General features: G+C 68.5%; 15 protein-coding genes. 7 read left to right on the top strand and 8 right to left on the bottom strand.

Annotation, left to right across the window (positions count from 1 at the left end):
* Window positions 1-45 precede the first annotated feature (45 nt).
* Window positions 46-1,698 carry a DUF3459 domain-containing protein gene (locus tag LXM88_RS34945; RefSeq protein ID WP_262547080.1) on the bottom strand — a complete coding sequence of 551 codons (1,653 nt, stop codon included), beginning with the start codon at window positions 1,696-1,698 and terminating at the stop codon, window positions 46-48.
* 304 nt (window positions 1,699-2,002) lie between these two features.
* On the opposite strand from LXM88_RS34945, the gene LXM88_RS34940 reads away from it, so the two are divergent.
* Window positions 2,003-2,710, top strand: a complete 708-nt coding sequence (locus tag LXM88_RS34940) for a class I SAM-dependent methyltransferase (protein WP_262544035.1) — start codon at window positions 2,003-2,005, stop codon at window positions 2,708-2,710.
* Between the two features lie 89 nt (window positions 2,711-2,799).
* Window positions 2,800-3,468 (top strand): glutathione S-transferase, encoded by a 669-nt coding sequence (locus LXM88_RS34935; RefSeq protein ID WP_262547078.1) that lies wholly within the window; start codon window positions 2,800-2,802, stop codon window positions 3,466-3,468.
* A gap of 6 nt (window positions 3,469-3,474) precedes the next feature.
* On the opposite strand, the gene LXM88_RS34930 is transcribed toward LXM88_RS34935, so the two are convergent.
* Window positions 3,475-4,128, bottom strand: a complete 654-nt coding sequence (locus tag LXM88_RS34930) for a DUF1345 domain-containing protein (RefSeq protein ID WP_262544034.1) — start codon at window positions 4,126-4,128, stop codon at window positions 3,475-3,477.
* Between the two features lie 139 nt (window positions 4,129-4,267).
* Between LXM88_RS34930 and LXM88_RS34925 the strand changes: the two genes are divergently transcribed.
* Window positions 4,268-4,999 carry a metallophosphoesterase gene (locus tag LXM88_RS34925; RefSeq protein WP_262544033.1) on the top strand — a complete coding sequence of 244 codons (732 nt, stop codon included), beginning with the start codon at window positions 4,268-4,270 and terminating at the stop codon, window positions 4,997-4,999.
* 357 nt (window positions 5,000-5,356) lie between these two features.
* On the opposite strand, the gene LXM88_RS34920 is transcribed toward LXM88_RS34925, so the two are convergent.
* Both LXM88_RS34920 and LXM88_RS34915 read right to left on the bottom strand, forming a co-directional pair.
* A complete protein-coding gene (locus LXM88_RS34920) occupies window positions 5,357-6,052 on the bottom strand; it encodes an RES family NAD+ phosphorylase (protein ID WP_262547077.1) in 696 nt (231 codons plus the stop codon).
* Window positions 6,053-6,054: 2 nt separating this feature from the next.
* Complete coding sequence (locus LXM88_RS34915; protein WP_262544032.1) at window positions 6,055-6,474, bottom strand: MbcA/ParS/Xre antitoxin family protein; 420 nt, start codon at window positions 6,472-6,474, stop codon at window positions 6,055-6,057.
* A gap of 247 nt (window positions 6,475-6,721) precedes the next feature.
* On the opposite strand from LXM88_RS34915, the gene LXM88_RS34910 reads away from it, so the two are divergent.
* On the top strand, window positions 6,722-7,504 hold the full coding sequence (locus LXM88_RS34910; RefSeq protein WP_262544031.1) for an ABC transporter substrate-binding protein: 783 nt from the start codon (window positions 6,722-6,724) through the stop codon (window positions 7,502-7,504).
* A 1,068-nt stretch (window positions 7,505-8,572) separates the two neighbouring features.
* Here LXM88_RS34910 and LXM88_RS34905 read toward each other — a convergent pair.
* Together LXM88_RS34905 and LXM88_RS34900 are read right to left on the bottom strand one after the other, a co-directional pair.
* On the bottom strand, window positions 8,573-10,045 hold the full coding sequence (locus LXM88_RS34905; RefSeq protein WP_262544030.1) for a sigma-54 dependent transcriptional regulator: 1,473 nt from the start codon (window positions 10,043-10,045) through the stop codon (window positions 8,573-8,575).
* A 472-nt stretch (window positions 10,046-10,517) separates the two neighbouring features.
* On the bottom strand, window positions 10,518-11,435 hold the full coding sequence (locus LXM88_RS34900) for a metal-dependent hydrolase (protein WP_262544029.1): 918 nt from the start codon (window positions 11,433-11,435) through the stop codon (window positions 10,518-10,520).
* A 580-nt stretch (window positions 11,436-12,015) separates the two neighbouring features.
* Here LXM88_RS34900 and LXM88_RS34895 point away from each other — a divergent pair.
* The 3 genes from LXM88_RS34895 to LXM88_RS34885 all read left to right on the top strand — a co-directional run bounded on the left by LXM88_RS34895 (window position 12,016) and on the right by LXM88_RS34885 (window position 14,800).
* On the top strand, window positions 12,016-12,357 hold the full coding sequence (locus LXM88_RS34895; RefSeq protein WP_006479474.1) for an FKBP-type peptidyl-prolyl cis-trans isomerase: 342 nt from the start codon (window positions 12,016-12,018) through the stop codon (window positions 12,355-12,357).
* Window positions 12,358-12,382: 25 nt separating this feature from the next.
* Window positions 12,383-13,156, top strand: a complete 774-nt coding sequence (locus tag LXM88_RS34890; RefSeq protein ID WP_262544028.1) for a helix-turn-helix transcriptional regulator — start codon at window positions 12,383-12,385, stop codon at window positions 13,154-13,156.
* Window positions 13,157-13,351: 195 nt separating this feature from the next.
* On the top strand, window positions 13,352-14,800 hold the full coding sequence (locus LXM88_RS34885; RefSeq protein WP_262544027.1) for an MFS transporter: 1,449 nt from the start codon (window positions 13,352-13,354) through the stop codon (window positions 14,798-14,800).
* Window positions 14,801-14,819: 19 nt separating this feature from the next.
* On the opposite strand, the gene LXM88_RS34880 is transcribed toward LXM88_RS34885, so the two are convergent.
* Both LXM88_RS34880 and LXM88_RS34875 read right to left on the bottom strand, forming a co-directional pair.
* Window positions 14,820-15,056, bottom strand: coding sequence for a hypothetical protein (locus LXM88_RS34880; protein ID WP_262544026.1), 237 nt, complete (start codon window positions 15,054-15,056; stop codon window positions 14,820-14,822).
* Window positions 15,057-15,078: 22 nt separating this feature from the next.
* Window positions 15,079-15,549 (bottom strand): winged helix-turn-helix transcriptional regulator, encoded by a 471-nt coding sequence (locus LXM88_RS34875; RefSeq protein ID WP_262544025.1) that lies wholly within the window; start codon window positions 15,547-15,549, stop codon window positions 15,079-15,081.
* Window positions 15,550-15,671 lie beyond the last annotated feature (122 nt).

The following is a 15,671-nucleotide window of genomic DNA, read 5'->3' as shown; positions in this document are numbered from 1 at the left end:
CGGACAGTCACGCGTTCACGCACCCAGGCGTTCTTCAGGTGTTCTTCAGGCGTTCAGGTTCGGTCGCGCTCCACGCCACGAGCCGTCGTCGATACGACGCACGTCGTGTGTGAGCGCGTACCGGTTGACATCGCCCGTCAGCCACGCGACGAGCGAATACGACGGCAACTCCCCTTCATCGACCCGGTCGCGTGCGCGCGCCGGCGTCTCGAACACGACCTGCCCTCTCGGCGCATCGAACGGCACCGCATCGGGCGACAGGTTCAACGCGATCGTCAGCGTCTCGTCGTCGGCAAGGCGCCATGACGCAAGCAGCGCGTCGGCATCGCCGTCGCCGTTCGCCTTCAGCGCATGCGCGTCCTGCGGCCGGCAATCGGATAACCGCGGCGCGATCAGCTTCGCGCGCACCGCGAGCGCCGATTGCACGAAATGCGCACGATCGGCGTCGCGCGCGGTTTCGTCGAAGATCAACGGGATCTGCGGTGTCAGGAGCGACAACGCGAGCGCGGCAAGGCCGGCCTCGTGCCCGCTGTCGCCCTGGCCGCAGTCGCGCCACGCGCCATCGGACAACACCAGCGACGTCAACGACAGCCCGGTTTCGGCGGCCATGCCTTCTCCCGGCGCGGCCGGCTGGAACGCCGCGCCGGCCGCGGTCAGCGCGCGCGCGAGCGTGTGGATCGACTGATGCGTGGAAATGCCTTCGTGGGCTGACGTGTCGCGCCCCGTCAGCCGGTGCAGCGCGCGTTCGCCGCAACCGTTCCATTGCGCATCGAAATGGGTATCGGCGAGATGCGCCGGATGCCGCTCGCTGCCGAGCACGAGATGGATGAGCCGGTCGGACGGCACGGCCGCGCGCACGCGGTCCGCGATCTCGCGCAGCCACGACACGCCGATCCGGTCGGCTTCGCGCAGGCGCAGCCCGTCGCAACGGTATTCGTCGATCCAGTACAGCGCGTTGTCGCAGAAGAAATCGCAGACTTCCGGATGATCGAGCGCCAGCGGCGGCGCCTGCAGCGGATCGTCGCGCGTATGGAAGAACGGCGCCGCGTAGTGACGCAGCGCTTCGGTACCGCTGCCGAAGCGCGCGTAGTCGAGCTCCAGCAGCACCGCGAGACCGTAGCCGTGCGCGTCGTCGATCAGCGCCTTCAGCGCGTCGGGGCCGCCTTCGACCGCAAGCGGCGCGAACGGCAGGCTGTCGTGCGGCGATGCGAGCAGTTCCAGCGCGGTCACGCCGAGGCGCGCAAGTTGCGGCAGGCGGCGGCGCACGCCTTCGAAGCCGCCAACGGCATGCGGGCGAATCGCATAGAGCGCGATGTCTTCCCACGGGCGCCCGCGCCAGAACGTGTTGCGCCACGTGAATGCGCGCGGATCGACGACCTCGCTCGGGCCGTTGAGCCCTTCGGGTTGCGAACGCGACGCGGGATCGGGAATCGACACGGCATCGTCGAGGCGATAGCGGTAACGCTCGCCTGCGCCGCAATCGGCGAAGACTTCGAACCAGTTCGGGCCGGCAGCCGACATCGGGACGAGCGTCGGGCCGAAGCCTGTATCGAGTTCGAGCTGGACCTGCGTGCTGCCTGGCGCCCACACGCGAAAATGCGTGCGCGGCGTCGTACCGAGCGCACCACAGGGCTGCGCGCCAAACGGCAAACAATGAATGTAGTGCTGCGCGTACGGATCGTGCGGACAATCGGACATCATGCGCTCCTCGTGCGTGCCGAGCGGCATGGCCGCGCCAGGGGTGCGGCGCATCGGGGCCCGGCATGCGACGGCCAGGCGGGGGGAGAGAACAGAGTATGCGCCGGATTCGCCACCGCGATGCAACGTGGCCGGCCATTTTTAAATACGAATCGACCCCCGGAAAATCGGCAGCTCGACGCTTGCCGAGTCGGGTAGTCGGCATACCGGAATGATCGCTCGCCTTGTTGCGTCGACCACGCGCGCTTACGCTCTGCGCGATGCTCGCGGACACGTCGTCCGCACCCAACCAGAGGAACCCGCCATGTCGCTTCCCGCCAGCGCCGCGAAATTCGATCCGGCACGCGCACAGGAATACGCCGAGCAATCGCGCATCGCGCTCGCCGGCTACGATGCCTGCCACGAACTCACCGCATGCATGCTCGCATCGGCGATCGGCGTGCCCGATGCGCGGATACTCGTCGCGGGCGCGGGCGGCACGGGGCAGGAAATCTGCGTATCGGCCGCGCTCGAACCGGGCTGGCGGTTCACGGCCGTCGACCCGTCCGCACCGATGCTCGCACTCGCGCGCACGAACGTCGAAGCCGCGGGCTTCGGCGCGCGCACGACATTCGCCGAGGACAACGTCGATGCGCTGCCCGACGCGCCCGCGTTCGACGGCGCGACGCTGATCGGCGTGCTGCATCACGTCCCGGGCGACGACGCGAAGGCCGCGCTGCTGCACGCGATCGCACGGCGCCTGAAGCCCGGCGCGCCGCTCGTGCTCGCCGGCAATCATCGCCGCTACGCGGACCACCCTCACCTGCTCGACGCATGGCAGCAGCGCTGGCGCATGAAGGGCGCCACGCCCGACGCCGTACGCGCGCAACTCGCGAAGATCCTGCAGGGCGCCGATCCGCCCGCGTCCGAGGAAGCCGTGTTCGGCCTGCTGCGCGATGCGGGCTTCGACGCGCCGCTGCGCTTTTTCGCAAGCCTGTTCTGGGGCGCGTGGATCGCGGTGCGGCGCGCATAACGGATCGAAGCGGCTCGAAACGGTGGCGATTCGCGTACGAGCCGCACGCGCTGGGTATGATGTCGTTCCCGCCCCCTTACGGCCTCGACATGCTCACCGTCCATCACCTGAACAACTCGCGCTCGCAGCGCGTGCTCTGGCTGCTCGAAGAACTGGAGGTGCCGTACGAGATCGTGCGCTACGCGCGCGATCCGAAAACGATGCTCGCGCCGCCCGCGCTGCGCGCGATCCATCCGCTCGGCAAGTCGCCCGTCGTCACCGACGACGGCCGCACGTTCGCCGAATCGGGCGCGATCATCGAGTACCTGGTCGAACGCTACGGCAACGGGCGCCTCGCGCCGCCGCCCGGCACGCCCGAGCGGCACGACTACACGTACTGGCTCCACTACGCGGAAGGGTCGGCGATGCCGCCGCTGCTGCTCAAGCTCGTCGCACTGCGGATCGCGCATGCGCCGATGCCGTTCTTCGCACGGCCGATCGCGCGCAAGATCGCCGACACGCTGCAGTCGGGCTTCGTCGATCCGCAGATCGCGCTGCACCTCGGCCATGTCGAAGGCGCGCTGAATCGCACGGGGTGGTTCGTCGGCGACGGCTTCAGCGCGGCCGACATCCAGATGAGCTTTCCGCTCGAAGCGGCGACCGCGCGCGGGGGTGGCAGCCAGTACCCCGCGATCGCACGCTTTCTCGACACGATCCACGCGCGGCCCGCGTACCGGCGGGCACTGGAACGCGGCGGCCCGTACGACCTGCTCAAGTAACCGGCGTCAACTCAGCAATCCCGCCGCGACGTTGATCGACAGCCCGAGCACGGCCATGTTGAAGTAGAACGACAGGATCGACTGCGCGAGCACCGAGCGACGCGCGGAGCGATTCGCCAGCGATACGTCGGCGGTCTGCGACGCGACCGCGAGCGTGAACGCGAAATACAGGAAATCCCAGTAATCGGGTTCGGGGTGCTGGTCCGGAAAGCGGAGCGCGCGGTCGCTGCTCGGCGAGCCGTAGTAGAGCCGCGCGTAGTGCAGCGTGAAGATCGTCGGGATCAGGAACCACGCGCCGAACAGCGTCGCGCCCGTGACCGCGTAATGGCCGAGCCCTGCGCGAAACCCGACGCCCTTGGCCGTCGCCAGTTCGATCGCGATCGCGGCCACGCTCGCGACCGTCGCGAGGCAGACGACCGTCAGCACGGTGGTCGCGTTCTGGTCCTCGCGAATCGCGATTTCGCGCACCTTGTGATGATGCGCGGTGACCATGCGCACCCACATCAGCGCGAGATACAGCCAGATCGCGCAATCCCAGCCGATCAGCGCACGCACGGTCGGACGCAGCGGAAACGGCAGCAGCACCGCGCACAGCACGCCCGCGGCGAACGCCGCGACCATGCGCGGCCGGTTGCGTAATACCTGCGGATAAAACGTCATCGTGAAATTCCGAAAGCGGATGGAAAGGGTTCGAGCGGCGCGCGGGGCGGCCCGCTGCGCCGTGCCGGCGGGTAACGCGCCCCGATTATCGCCATTTCATCGTGACGTGGCGACGGGCGCGAGCGCCTAAGATATTGGGATGACTGCCACCGCCCCCCTCTGCCGCCACCCCGCGAACACGGCCGGCCGCGACTTCGTCGTCGGCGACCTGCACGGCTGCGTGGACGTGCTGCGCGCGCTGCTGCACGACCTCCGCTTCGATCCGGCCCGCGACCGGCTGTTCTCGGTCGGCGATCTCGTCGACCGCGGTCCTGCATCCGAAGCCACGCTCGACCTGCTCGACCGCCCGTGGTGCCACGTCGTGCGCGGCAATCACGAGGAAGTGCTGAGCCTCGTGTCGCGCGGCAAGCTGTCGCCCGACGCGTGGCGCGGGATCGGCGGCGACTGGGGCGCCGACCTGCCGCCGGAACGGCTGCATGCGCATGCGGCACGCGTCGACGCGCTGCCGCTGGTGCGCGTGATCGGCGACGGCCCCGGGCGCTTCAACGTGCTGCACGCGGAATTCTTCGGCTCGGACGCCGATCTCGACACTGGCAGCTATTCGCACGACGTGCGCGAGCGGCTGATCTGGGGCCGCGATCTCGTCCAGGGGCTCGCCGATCCGGCGCGGCAGGCCGGACTGTCGCTGACCTGCACCGGGCACACGCCCGTGCGCGCACCGCAACGGATCGGCGCGCAGTGGTTCATCGACACCGGCGCGTTCGCGCAGTCCGGACGGCTCACGCTCGCCGAGCCGCGCACCGGCCGCACATGGTCGATGACGCAGGCCGAGGCGCGCGAACGCCACGCGGGCGACTGGCCACTGCCCTGATCCCCTCGCGCCCTCGCGCCCGCATCGACCCGCGAGCGAACGTTAGGGCCTGTTCCCGCTCATAACGGGCTTGCGCTGGCCACCAGAAGGGCCGAGCGCAAGGATTGCGACGAAGCGAATACTCGACGTATTCGCAAGGAGCATGACGCAGCGATCGGCCCTTCTGGTGGCCAGCCCCACGAATGATTTTTTCCAAACAGGGGAACGTGCGTTGCCGGCCGCATTGCGGCGTCGCGCGTCGCTTGTTTGGCTCGGCCAAACGGCGCTCCTTGCTTCTTGCACGCGCCCCGAAGGAAGTCCCCTTGGGGGACAGCCGGCAACGCACGTTCGCAAGCCCGTTATGAGCGGGAACAGGCCCTAGCCGACCTGGTTCAGTTCGAACACCGCGTCGACGGCCGAGCCGTTCCAGTTGTATTCGAGGTAGGCCGCGTGATGGCAGTCGCGCAGCAGCGCGGTGCGGAACGCCGCCAGACACTCGCCGCGCGGGTCGCGCACCGACGGATAGACGATCCCCGCGCCGCCCGCGTTGCGCACCGCGCGGCCGAGCGCCTGCCCCGCGCCGTAATCGAGCGGATGCAGCAACGCAGGATCGCGCTGCGGCCACGTGCGCACGTCGACCACCTCGCCCTGCGCGTACACCGTGTAGAGCCGCATCTGCTGGCGCATCGGCGGCTCCTTCGTCGCGGCCAGGAACAATGCGCCGTGATAGCGCGTTTCGGCGATCGCCGTGTCGCGCGAGCGGGCGCAGTAGAACACGCCGTAGCTGCCGTCGGAAAAGCGGCTGCCCTGCGGATTCAGATGCGTGAACGCGGCCATGATCGGCCCCCAGCCCAGCCCGTAGCGGCGCTCGGCGGGCGGCACGAGGTCGAGCGTGCCGACTTCGTTGCGGATGCGGTCGTTGGTCAGCGATTCGAGCGCGTACAGCGCGTCGAAATCGTCCGCCGACGCGACGCGGTCGAACAGGTTGATGGCCGGAAAACGGGTGGGGATCACACGATAGGCGGGGGCCCAGTCGACGGCGGTCGTGGGCCATTGTTTTGCTTCGATCGGCATCGTCACGCCCAGCCACCTCGCATCGCGTCGAGATATTGCCGGACGGCGACCAGATCGCCGACATTGCCTGCCAGCATCCGGTCGAGTGCGCGCTTGCCGCCGAACGGCGCCGCGTCGTTGGGCCGCTTGACCCATGCGTCGGCCGCGGCCGGCTGCGGCAGCAGGATCTGCAGCGCCTTGTAGATGCCGAGCAGCAGCGATAGCCGCTCGAGCGTATCGCGCGGCAGCCGCGCCGATTCCGGCGCGGCCTTCCACTTGAAGAACGTCGAACGGCCGGGCGACCCGAGCAGCACGATCTGCTCGTCGATCGTCAGTTCCCAGTCGCGCGCGATGTTGAAAAACGCACGCAGGCCAGCCGCCGACATTTGCGCGTACGAGGCCTGCGGCGGGGCGGAATGCGATTCGTAGGCAGGCTGTGACATGATCGTTAGTCTCGAAATGAATTCACTAACAAGACTAGTCCATTTTCGTATTTTTGCAAGGGTCGACACCCGACGATCGGTCAGCGGTGGCCGCCCCGCGCATCCGCCAAAACGATATTTTTTGTCCATTCTGGACTCAGATTTTATTTTCTGCGTTAATGGCCATGCGGACACCGCGCGCAAATGCGGCTCGTGTCCGTGGAACCGTGTCGCACAGAACCGGAAGCACCCCGCCAAGGAACACACCATGAAGAGACTGATTGCCGCCGTTTCGATCGCCCTGCTCGCGGTATCCGCAGGCCCCGCCGTCGCGAAGGACTGGACCACGATCCGCTTCGGCACCGATGCCAGCTACGCGCCGTTCGAGTCGAAGGCGCCCGACGGCAAGCTCGTCGGCTTCGACATCGACCTCGGCAACGAGATCTGCGCGCGCCTGAAGGCGAAGTGCGTGTGGCTCGAGAACGATTTCGACGGGATGATTCCGGCGCTGAAGGCGAAGAAGTTCGACGCGGTGCTGTCGTCGATGTCGATCACGCCGCAGCGCGCCGAGCAGATCGGCTTCACGACCAAGATCTACAACCAGCCGACGCGACTCGTCGTGAAGAAGGGCTCGCCGCTGCTGCCGACGGCCGAATCGCTGAAGGGCAAGTCGATCGGCGTCGAGCAGGGCACGACGCAGGAAACGTACGCGAAGGCGTACTGGGGCAAGCAAGGCGCGAACGTCGTGTCGTACCAGAACCAGGACGGCGTGTACGCGGACCTGACCTCGGGCCGCCTCGACGCGGCGCTCCAGGATGAAGTGCAGGCCGCGATCGGGTTCCTGAAATCGCCGCGTGGCGCGAACTACCAGTTCGTCGGGCCCGAGCTGGTCGACGAGAAGATGCTCGGCATCGGCGCCGGCATCGGGCTGCGCAAGGAGGACACCGACCTGAAGGCGAAGATCGACCGCGCGATCGTCGACATGGTCAAGGACGGCACCTACAAGCGGCTCGCGTCGAAGTACTTCGACTTCGACATCTACGGCGGCTGAAACGGCGTCGCGCGCGTACGGGCCACTCCCGCCACACCCGTCGCGCGCGTCCGACCGCCCTCCCCTCACCACCGGGCGGCAACGGCATTGCGCCGTTCGCCGCCGTATCGAATTCATCCTCCGTCGCGCAGCGCAACGAAACGCGTCAAACCTGATACGGATTGCAGATCAATTGCAATGGTTCGCGTGACCGACGAGCAACGCGACCGGATATCGTGCGAGTTCAGTAGGCGAAGATCGGGCGTCGCGCTACCGGCGCCCGTGTGCACATGCCCTTTCGAATCGGGTCTGCATGCAGGAAAGTCCCGACCCGGCGCGGATGACCGGGAATCAGCCGGATCCGCCTCGCACCGGGTGCGGAGAGATGCCCTGTCGATGCATGCCGGCCGGCTGCGAGAACGACGTTCGACCGGCGATGCCCCGTATCACTGCGATCGCGGCCAGCCGGCCGCGGCGTGTGGCGATCGATCATTTTTCTACCCCCGCTTTCAGTCTGATGCTTGTTCCGGCAGCCGGACGATGCCGGTGCCCCGACGATCAGGCGACAACGCTCCGTGCTCGCCGGAGCGCGGCTGCTGCGCCGCGCTCCGCCGCCGCATCCCCGCGGACTGCGTCCTGGCCGGTACTGACAGGGTTCGCTGCAGAACCGGCCGGACCTCGCGTCGTCGACTTTCGTACACCTTCCTTCGCAAGGAGCGGGCCAGCTTCGCGCGCGCCCATCCGCACAAGGGGTTCGGCGCGCGGGATGGCAGCCGGAACGGGTGCGGAAGGCCGGAAGTTACGAAACTGAAACATGCGGCGCGCGGCACGCGCCGGCCGCCTGGCGACCAGACCTTGCGGGATAAGGCTGAACAATGGGGCACGGAATTCTTACCGACCGGCGCCGTTCCGATCGGCCCGATTCGCCGCGGAAATCCGCCCGCTTGCCGACGCGAAACGTTTCATGCGCTTTACATGCCGCCGGCGGCATCGGAGCCGCCGATCGTGGGCGGGCTGCACCGGCTCTGGACGTATCGCTGAACCCTGACACCGAACCGGTTCACGCGGTTCGCGCGCTCGACGCGCCGCTCAGCCGACGCGCTGATGCCCCGCGTCGCCGGACGGCGCGCCGTCGTGCCCGCCGTTGTCGCCGTTGTTGTCGTGGTCGTTCAGCCCGTGCTCGATCATCATCCGGTAGAGCGTCACGCGCGAGATGCCGAGTTCGGCGGCGGCCTTGTTGATCCGGTGATCGTTGCGCAGCAGCGCATTCTCGATCGCGGTGCGCTCGGCGACTGCCCTCGCCTGTTCGAGCGTCACGGGTTCGGTTTCGCCCGGCGTGTCGAGCCCGAGATCGTGCGGTGTCAGCAGCCGGCTCTCGGCCATCACGATCGCGCGCCGCACGCGGTTGATCAGCTCGCGCACATTGCCCGGCCACTCGTAGCGCCGCATCGCATCGAGCGCGGCCGACGTGAAACCGCTGATCTTGCGGCCGCTGTCGGCCTTGAACTTCTGCAGCACGTAGTGCGCGAGGATGTCGATGTCCTTGCCGCGCGCGCGCAGCGGCGGCTCGTGGATGCGCAGCACGCACAGGCGGTGATAGAGATCCGCGCGGAAGCGCCCGGCCTCGACCGCGCCGTCGAGATCCACGTGCGTCGCCGAGATGATCCGCACATCGACCGCGATCGATTCCTGTCCGCCGAGCCGCTCGATCTTCCCCTCCTGCAGGAAGCGCAGCAGGCTCGCCTGGCTTTCGACCGGCATGTCGCCGATCTCGTCGAGGAACAGCGTGCCGCCGTTCGCCGATTCGATCCGTCCCGCGCGCCGCTGGTTCGCGCCGGTGAACGCGCCGCGCTCATAGCCGAACAGTTCCGATTGCAGCAGGTGATGCGGAATCGCACCGCAGTTGATCGCGACGAACGGCCCCTTGCCGCGGACGGAACGCTCGTGAATCGCGAGCGCCGTCAGTTCCTTGCCGGTGCCCGACTCGCCGGAGATGAACACGCTGGCGTCGGTCTTCGCGACCTTGCGGATCGTGCTGAACAACTGCTGCATCGCCTCGCAGTTGCCGATCATCCCGTGTTCGCCGATCGACGCCGCATAGGCTGCGCCGTCGACGCGGTCGAGCGCGGCCATTCCGCGCGCATGGCCGAGCACATGCGAAATCCATTCGTAGGGCAGCGGCAGTGTCACGTAATCGAAACAGTAGCTGCGGATCAGTTCGCGCACGGCGGGACCGATCGTGATGCCGGCCTGCGCGATCGAAATCCAGCCGATCGCCGGCTGGCTCAGGCACGCTTTCAGCGCCGGATAGTCGCGTGACGTGAACCCCGTGAAATCGACCAGCCCGGCGGCGACGTTTACGCCGGATGTCATGTTCTGCGCGGCGCCGGCTGTCTTCGCGACCGCGATCTCCCAGCCGAGCCCGCGCAGTTGCGCAAGCAGCGGCTCGTCGGGCGAACGCATGATGACGAACAGCTTGCGTCCGGCCTCGGGAGCGGTGACGGACACGTGCGGCATCTCGGGCGCCGCATGCCCGTCTGCGTCGGGTGACCTTGCAACCATCGTTGTTCCCCGCTTGGCGTTGGTATCGCTCGCCGGCTCGACGGCTAGCCGCCGCGAACGACGGACCACGATTGAACCGACATATTGGCCGCATTTCGGTCCGAATAAAATCCCCCTGCGCATGAATCGTGCATGAATCGCGCATGAGGTGGACATTGTCATGAACGGTATATCGATGCGGCCGGCCTGCGGCTAGATGGGTGTTATCCCTGTAGCGTACGCGGCGCAAACCCGGAACGGGCGGGCGCGCTGCGCGCAAAGCCACGCCGGTGCTGGCGCGCGGCGTTCGGGTGCGATGCGGCGCACGCGGAATCGGCTCGCCGGGATACGCACGCGCGGTCGGTCGACCGGATAGCCGGACGCCCGCGCAACCGGCTCCGATCGAATTCCGTCGATTGTCAGAGGAAGCCGGCTGATGCGGGAACGCAACATGCGCGGCCCGACGCCGACCATGGCAGCGCGGCGGATCGTGTCAGCGGCCCGACGCGACCGGCGCCAGCGCATTCGCGCGGCCACGGCCGGCCGGGGTGCCGCCGTGGTCGCCGTAGGTGTCGACGAGCGCGTCGACCCGCGCGAGATGGTGATGGTTGTCGTGGTCCCACGGATGGAAGCCCGGCCGGAAAAAGCTCAGCCATTCGCCCGCGATGCGCGGGAACAGCCCACGGCGCGGCCCGTACAGGAACGCGATCATCCGCAGCATCCCGCGCACGTGATGTCCGGCGCCGCGATCGCGCCACAGCAGCGTCGCGTGCATCAGGAACACGGTCGGCCAGAACGTCAGCGTCGTCAGCAGGTACACGCCGATGCGGATCAGGTAACGGCGCAGCCCGGGCTCCATCGCGGCATTCCACACGTCGAACGACACGGCCTTGTGCTCGGTTTCCTCGAGCGCGTGCCAGATCCACATCTGCCGGTAGCCATCGACCGAGCCTTCGAGGCGCGTCGGGTCGCGCAGCAGCCAGTCGGCGAGCATCGCCGTGTAGTGCTCCGCCGCGACCGTGTGCGCGAGCTGCACCGAATGCGGCAGCTTGCGCTTCATGTAGCCGAGCACCGTCCACACGCGCTTGTCGAGCTTGCGCGCGGGCAGATGGTTCGCCTGCATCAGCTCGTTGTATTCGACGTGCTCGCGCGTATGCATCGCCTCCTGGCCGATGAAGCCGAGCACCTGCTGCTTCAGCACGGGATCGTCGATCCGGTCGCGGTAATTGCGCACCGAATCCATGAAGAAGCGCTCGCCGGCCGGAAACAGCAGCGACAGCGCGTTGAAGAAATGGGTCACGTGCGACCCGAGGCCGTGCCAGTCCTTCGCGCGCTCGACCGGCAGGTCGAAGCGCAGGTCGCGGCGCACCGGCATGATCCCGGCTGCGGTGGCGGAAGCGGCTGACTTCATGTTCATCGTTCTCCTGTTCCGGAGCGGCCCGGCGCGTCGTCCGACGCGGCCGGCGCAGGCCCGGGCGGCGCAGCGCGCACCGCCAAAATCTTGACATCGACAGATGTAAAGATAGGCCGCCCGCGCCGGCGCGCGCAAGCCGCGCGGTAGATGCGCGCTTCCAAACAGGGCACGGTCGAAAAGGCAGAAAAAACGGCGTTCGAACTGCGCCCGGACGGGCCGCGATTCGAACGCGCCCGCCGGCCTGCGAGCGCGGCAAGACGGTCGGCGCTGCAACCCGCCATTTGCCCGAACGCCCCGCGCGACGGGCGTTTCGAAGAATCCGGCGGCGGCGAGCGGCATGCGGAATACCGCCCCGGTAGCACCGATTCATACGCGCGGCGCACTCGCACGGTGCAACCGCGGTCGTGTGGCCCGCGAAAAATTCAAACGCGCGTTCCATTGACGCTTTCGGCGACCACGGGCGCGGCGTCCCGCAGCCATCCGCGACACGCGGGCCGGCGAGTGAAAGCCACGTGCGGCGACCCGCTGCGCGCTCGCCTACAATAGCGGTTTTACGCAACCTCTTTCAGGAGAAGTCATGTCTGTCATCACGACCGAATCGGGCCTCAAATACGAAGACCTGACCGAAGGCACCGGCGCGGAAGCGCAAGCCGGCAAGACCGTCAGCGTCCACTACACGGGCTGGCTGACCGACGGTCAGAAATTCGATTCGAGCAAGGACCGCAACGACCCGTTCGCGTTCGTGCTCGGCGGCGGCATGGTCATCAAGGGCTGGGACGAAGGCGTGCAGGGCATGAAGGTCGGCGGCGTGCGTCGCCTGACGATCCCGCCGCAACTCGGCTACGGCCCGCGCGGCGCAGGCGGCGTGATTCCGCCGAACGCGACGCTCGTGTTCGAAGTCGAACTGCTCGACGTCTGACGACTCAACCGGCCGTTTCCTGCCGATGGAACGCATCGCCTCCCCCGCCATCGCGCTGCGCCGCTACGACACGTGCGAAGCGTCGGACGTGCACGACTTCCACCAGGTCGTGCTCGGCGTCGATGGCGCGATGGTGATGGCGGTGGACGGAATCGGCCGGCGCATCGACCGGCACGCGGCCTGGCTGATTCCGGCCGGCGCGCGCCACGATTACGCGGGCCTCGGCGACAATCGCCAGCTCGTGATCGACCTGCCCGCGGCATCGCTCGCGGTGCCGCAGCGGCTGTTCGACCGCGCGCGCGCCGTGTCGGTCGATCCGGCCCTGACGTCGCTCGTCGCGCAGATCGCGGCGGCCGCCGTGCAACTCGATGCACCGGCCGGCGACGCGCGGCAGGCAGCCGCGCACCGTTTCCAGTGGCAGGCCGCCGCGCGCCTGTGCGGCGCGCTGCTCGACGAAACCGGCATCGCCGCGCCCGCGTCGGGCCTCGATTTCGCGCGCATCGACCGCTGGCTGCGCGCGCGGCTCGCCGAGCCGCTGCGCATCGCCGACCTCGCCGCGCACTGCGGCTACGGGATGCGCCGGTTTCATCAACTGTTCGTCGACGCGTTCGGCGAAACGCCGCATCGCTACCTGCAGCGGCTGCGGCTCGACGCGGCGATCGTGCTGCTCGCCGACGGCCGGCATCCGCTCGTCGATATCGCGGGCATGGTCGGCTTCGCGGACCAAAGCACGTTCACGCATGCGTTCACGAAGCGCTTCGGCGTCGCGCCGGGACGCTGGCGCGGCGAGCGGCATTGAGCGAAGCCGTCTCCCCGAACACGCGTCAATCCACGTAGCGGCGCGGTTCGGCAAACCGCGTGCGAGTCGGTCCGGCCGCAACCTCCATCGCCCCCGCGCCTTTCCCGCTCGCAGCCCGGCCACAGCGCGTCGCGCGTATCGACGCTTCACGTCCCGCTGAAACATCGCCCACCCGTCGCGTCCTACGATGGGCGCATGGATACGACCACTCGCTCCCCCGCCTTCCCGCCCGCGCTGGCACGCGTCGTCGCGACCGTCAGCACCGGTTTCGTCGTCACGCAACTCGACGTGACGATCGTCAACATCGCGCTCACGCATCTGGCCGGCGACCTGCACCTGCCGGTCGCCGGCCTGCAGTGGGTCGTCGATGCATACACGCTTGCGTTCGCGGTACTGATGCTGTCGGGCGGCGCGCTCGGCGACCGCTTCGGCACGCGCCGCCTGTATGTCGCGGGGCTCGTGCTGTTCGCACTCGCGTCGCTCGCGTGCGGCGCAGCGAGCGCGCCCGCGATGCTGATCGCGGCCCGCGCGCTGCAGGGTGTCGGCGCCGCGGCGATGCTGCCCAATTCGCTCGCGCTGCTCAACGACGCGTGCCGGCATGACCCGCACCTGCGCGCGCGGGCCGTCGGCTGGTGGACGGCCGCCGGCTCGATCTCGATCGCGGCCGGCCCGGTGGTCGGCGGGCTGCTGATCGCGGCGTGGGGCTGGCGCGGCATCTTCCTCGTGAACCTGCCGCTGTGCGCGGCGGGGCTCGCGGCCGCCATCGCATGGGTGCCTGCGCGCCGGGAGACGGCTGCGCCGGTAACGCACCCCCGTTCGATCCGCGCGCTCGACCTGCGCGGCCAGCTCATCGCGATCGCGATGCTGACCGCGCTGACCGGCGCGGTGATCGAATGGCGGCCGCTCGGCTTCACGCATCCGGTCGTCGCCGGCGGCTTCGCGCTGGCGGCGCTCGCCGCGCTCGCGTTCGTTGCGGTCGAATCGCGAACGGCCACGCCGATGCTGCCGCTGTCGCTGTTCCGCCATCGCACGTTCAGCGCGGCCGTGCTGTTCGGGATCTGCGTGAACCTCACGTACTACGGCACCGTGTTCGTGCTCGCGCTGTACCTGCAGCGCGCACGCGGCGAATCGGCATTGCAGGCGGGCCTCGCGTTCCTGCCGCTGACGGGCGGCTTCCTGTTGTCGAATCTCGCGAGCGGCCGGGTCGTCGCGCATCACGGCTCACGCGCGCCGATGATTGCGGGCGCGCTCGTCGCCGCGCTCGGCTACGGGTCGCTGCATTTCGTCGACGCGTCGACGCCGCTGCCTGCGCTGCTCGTGCCGTTCCTGCTGATTCCGTCGGGCATGGGTTTCGCGGTGCCGGCAATGACGACGGCCGTGCTCGCGTCGGTCGCGCCCGAGCGGGCAGGCATCGCGTCGGCCGTGCTGAATACCGCGCGGCAGGCCGGCGGCGCGATGGGCGTTGCCGCGTTCGGCGCGCTCGCAGGCGGCGGCGGTGCGTGGCAGGTCGTCGGCGGGTTGCGGATCGAAACGGCCGTGTCGGTCGCGCTGCTGGTCATCGCAGCGCTGCTCGCGACGCGGGTGCGGCCCGATGCGCATCGCGGCGCTTTGCCCGCGCGTCGGGCGGTGCCGGCGGCCGATTGACCGTGTGCGGTCATTGCGGTCACGCTTCGCCAGGATCGCGCTGGATCAGGTGGCGCCACGGAAAAACGTTGCGCTTGACATGACTCATGTAGCCGCCCCTGCCGGCCTGGATCACCATGAATTGCAGCTGCGGATGCAATGCCTGCGGCGCTTCGCGTTCTTCGCGATCGAGACCGGTATTTCTCAGGGTCAACCTGTGGAGCGGCCGGCCGGCGTTGCGCTTCAGCAAGCGCCCGTAAGCATCGAACGACGTCACGCTGCCCGCGCCGCGCTCGTGCTCACCGCCGCGTCGCGCCCGCTTCGTCGCCGACCTTCCTCACGACCGTGTCGGCCGCCTTCACGGGCCGGCCATCGTCGTGCCGCAGCGCGAGCTTGCGGATCGCGCGCCCCGTGTCGCGATCGACCAGCACCGAATGCGGCTCGCCGCGCGCGAACAGGTTCGCCTCGCCCCACTGCCGCAGCATCACGATGACCGGAAACAGCCCCTCGCCCTTCTTGGTCAGCGCGTACTCCTGATACGCGGTGCCGTCCGACGCCGGCACGACGTCGAACACGCCGGCCTCCACCAGCATCCTGAGCCGGTCGGACAGGATGTTGCTCGCGACGCCGAGGCTCGCGCGGAAATCGCCGAAGCGGCGCACGCCGTCGAACGCATCGCGCACGATCAGCAACGCCCAGCGATCGCCGACGATATCGGTTGCCCGCGCCACCGGGCACGGCGAATCCGCAAGACTCTTCTGCCTGGCCATGTTCCTCTCCGCAGTCGTGCCGGCCGCCCTCGCGGCAGCGCCGGCCATCCGTGCACGGGCCCGTCGCCCGCCGCACAACAGGTTGCATTTTAAAACTACTTTTCCTACACTCACACTGGTTT

The organism is Burkholderia sp. S-53, from assembly GCF_025560745.1.
Taxonomy (GTDB): Bacteria; Pseudomonadota; Gammaproteobacteria; order Burkholderiales; family Burkholderiaceae; genus Burkholderia; species Burkholderia pyrrocinia.
This window is presented reverse-complemented; position numbering and strand designations above follow the sequence as displayed.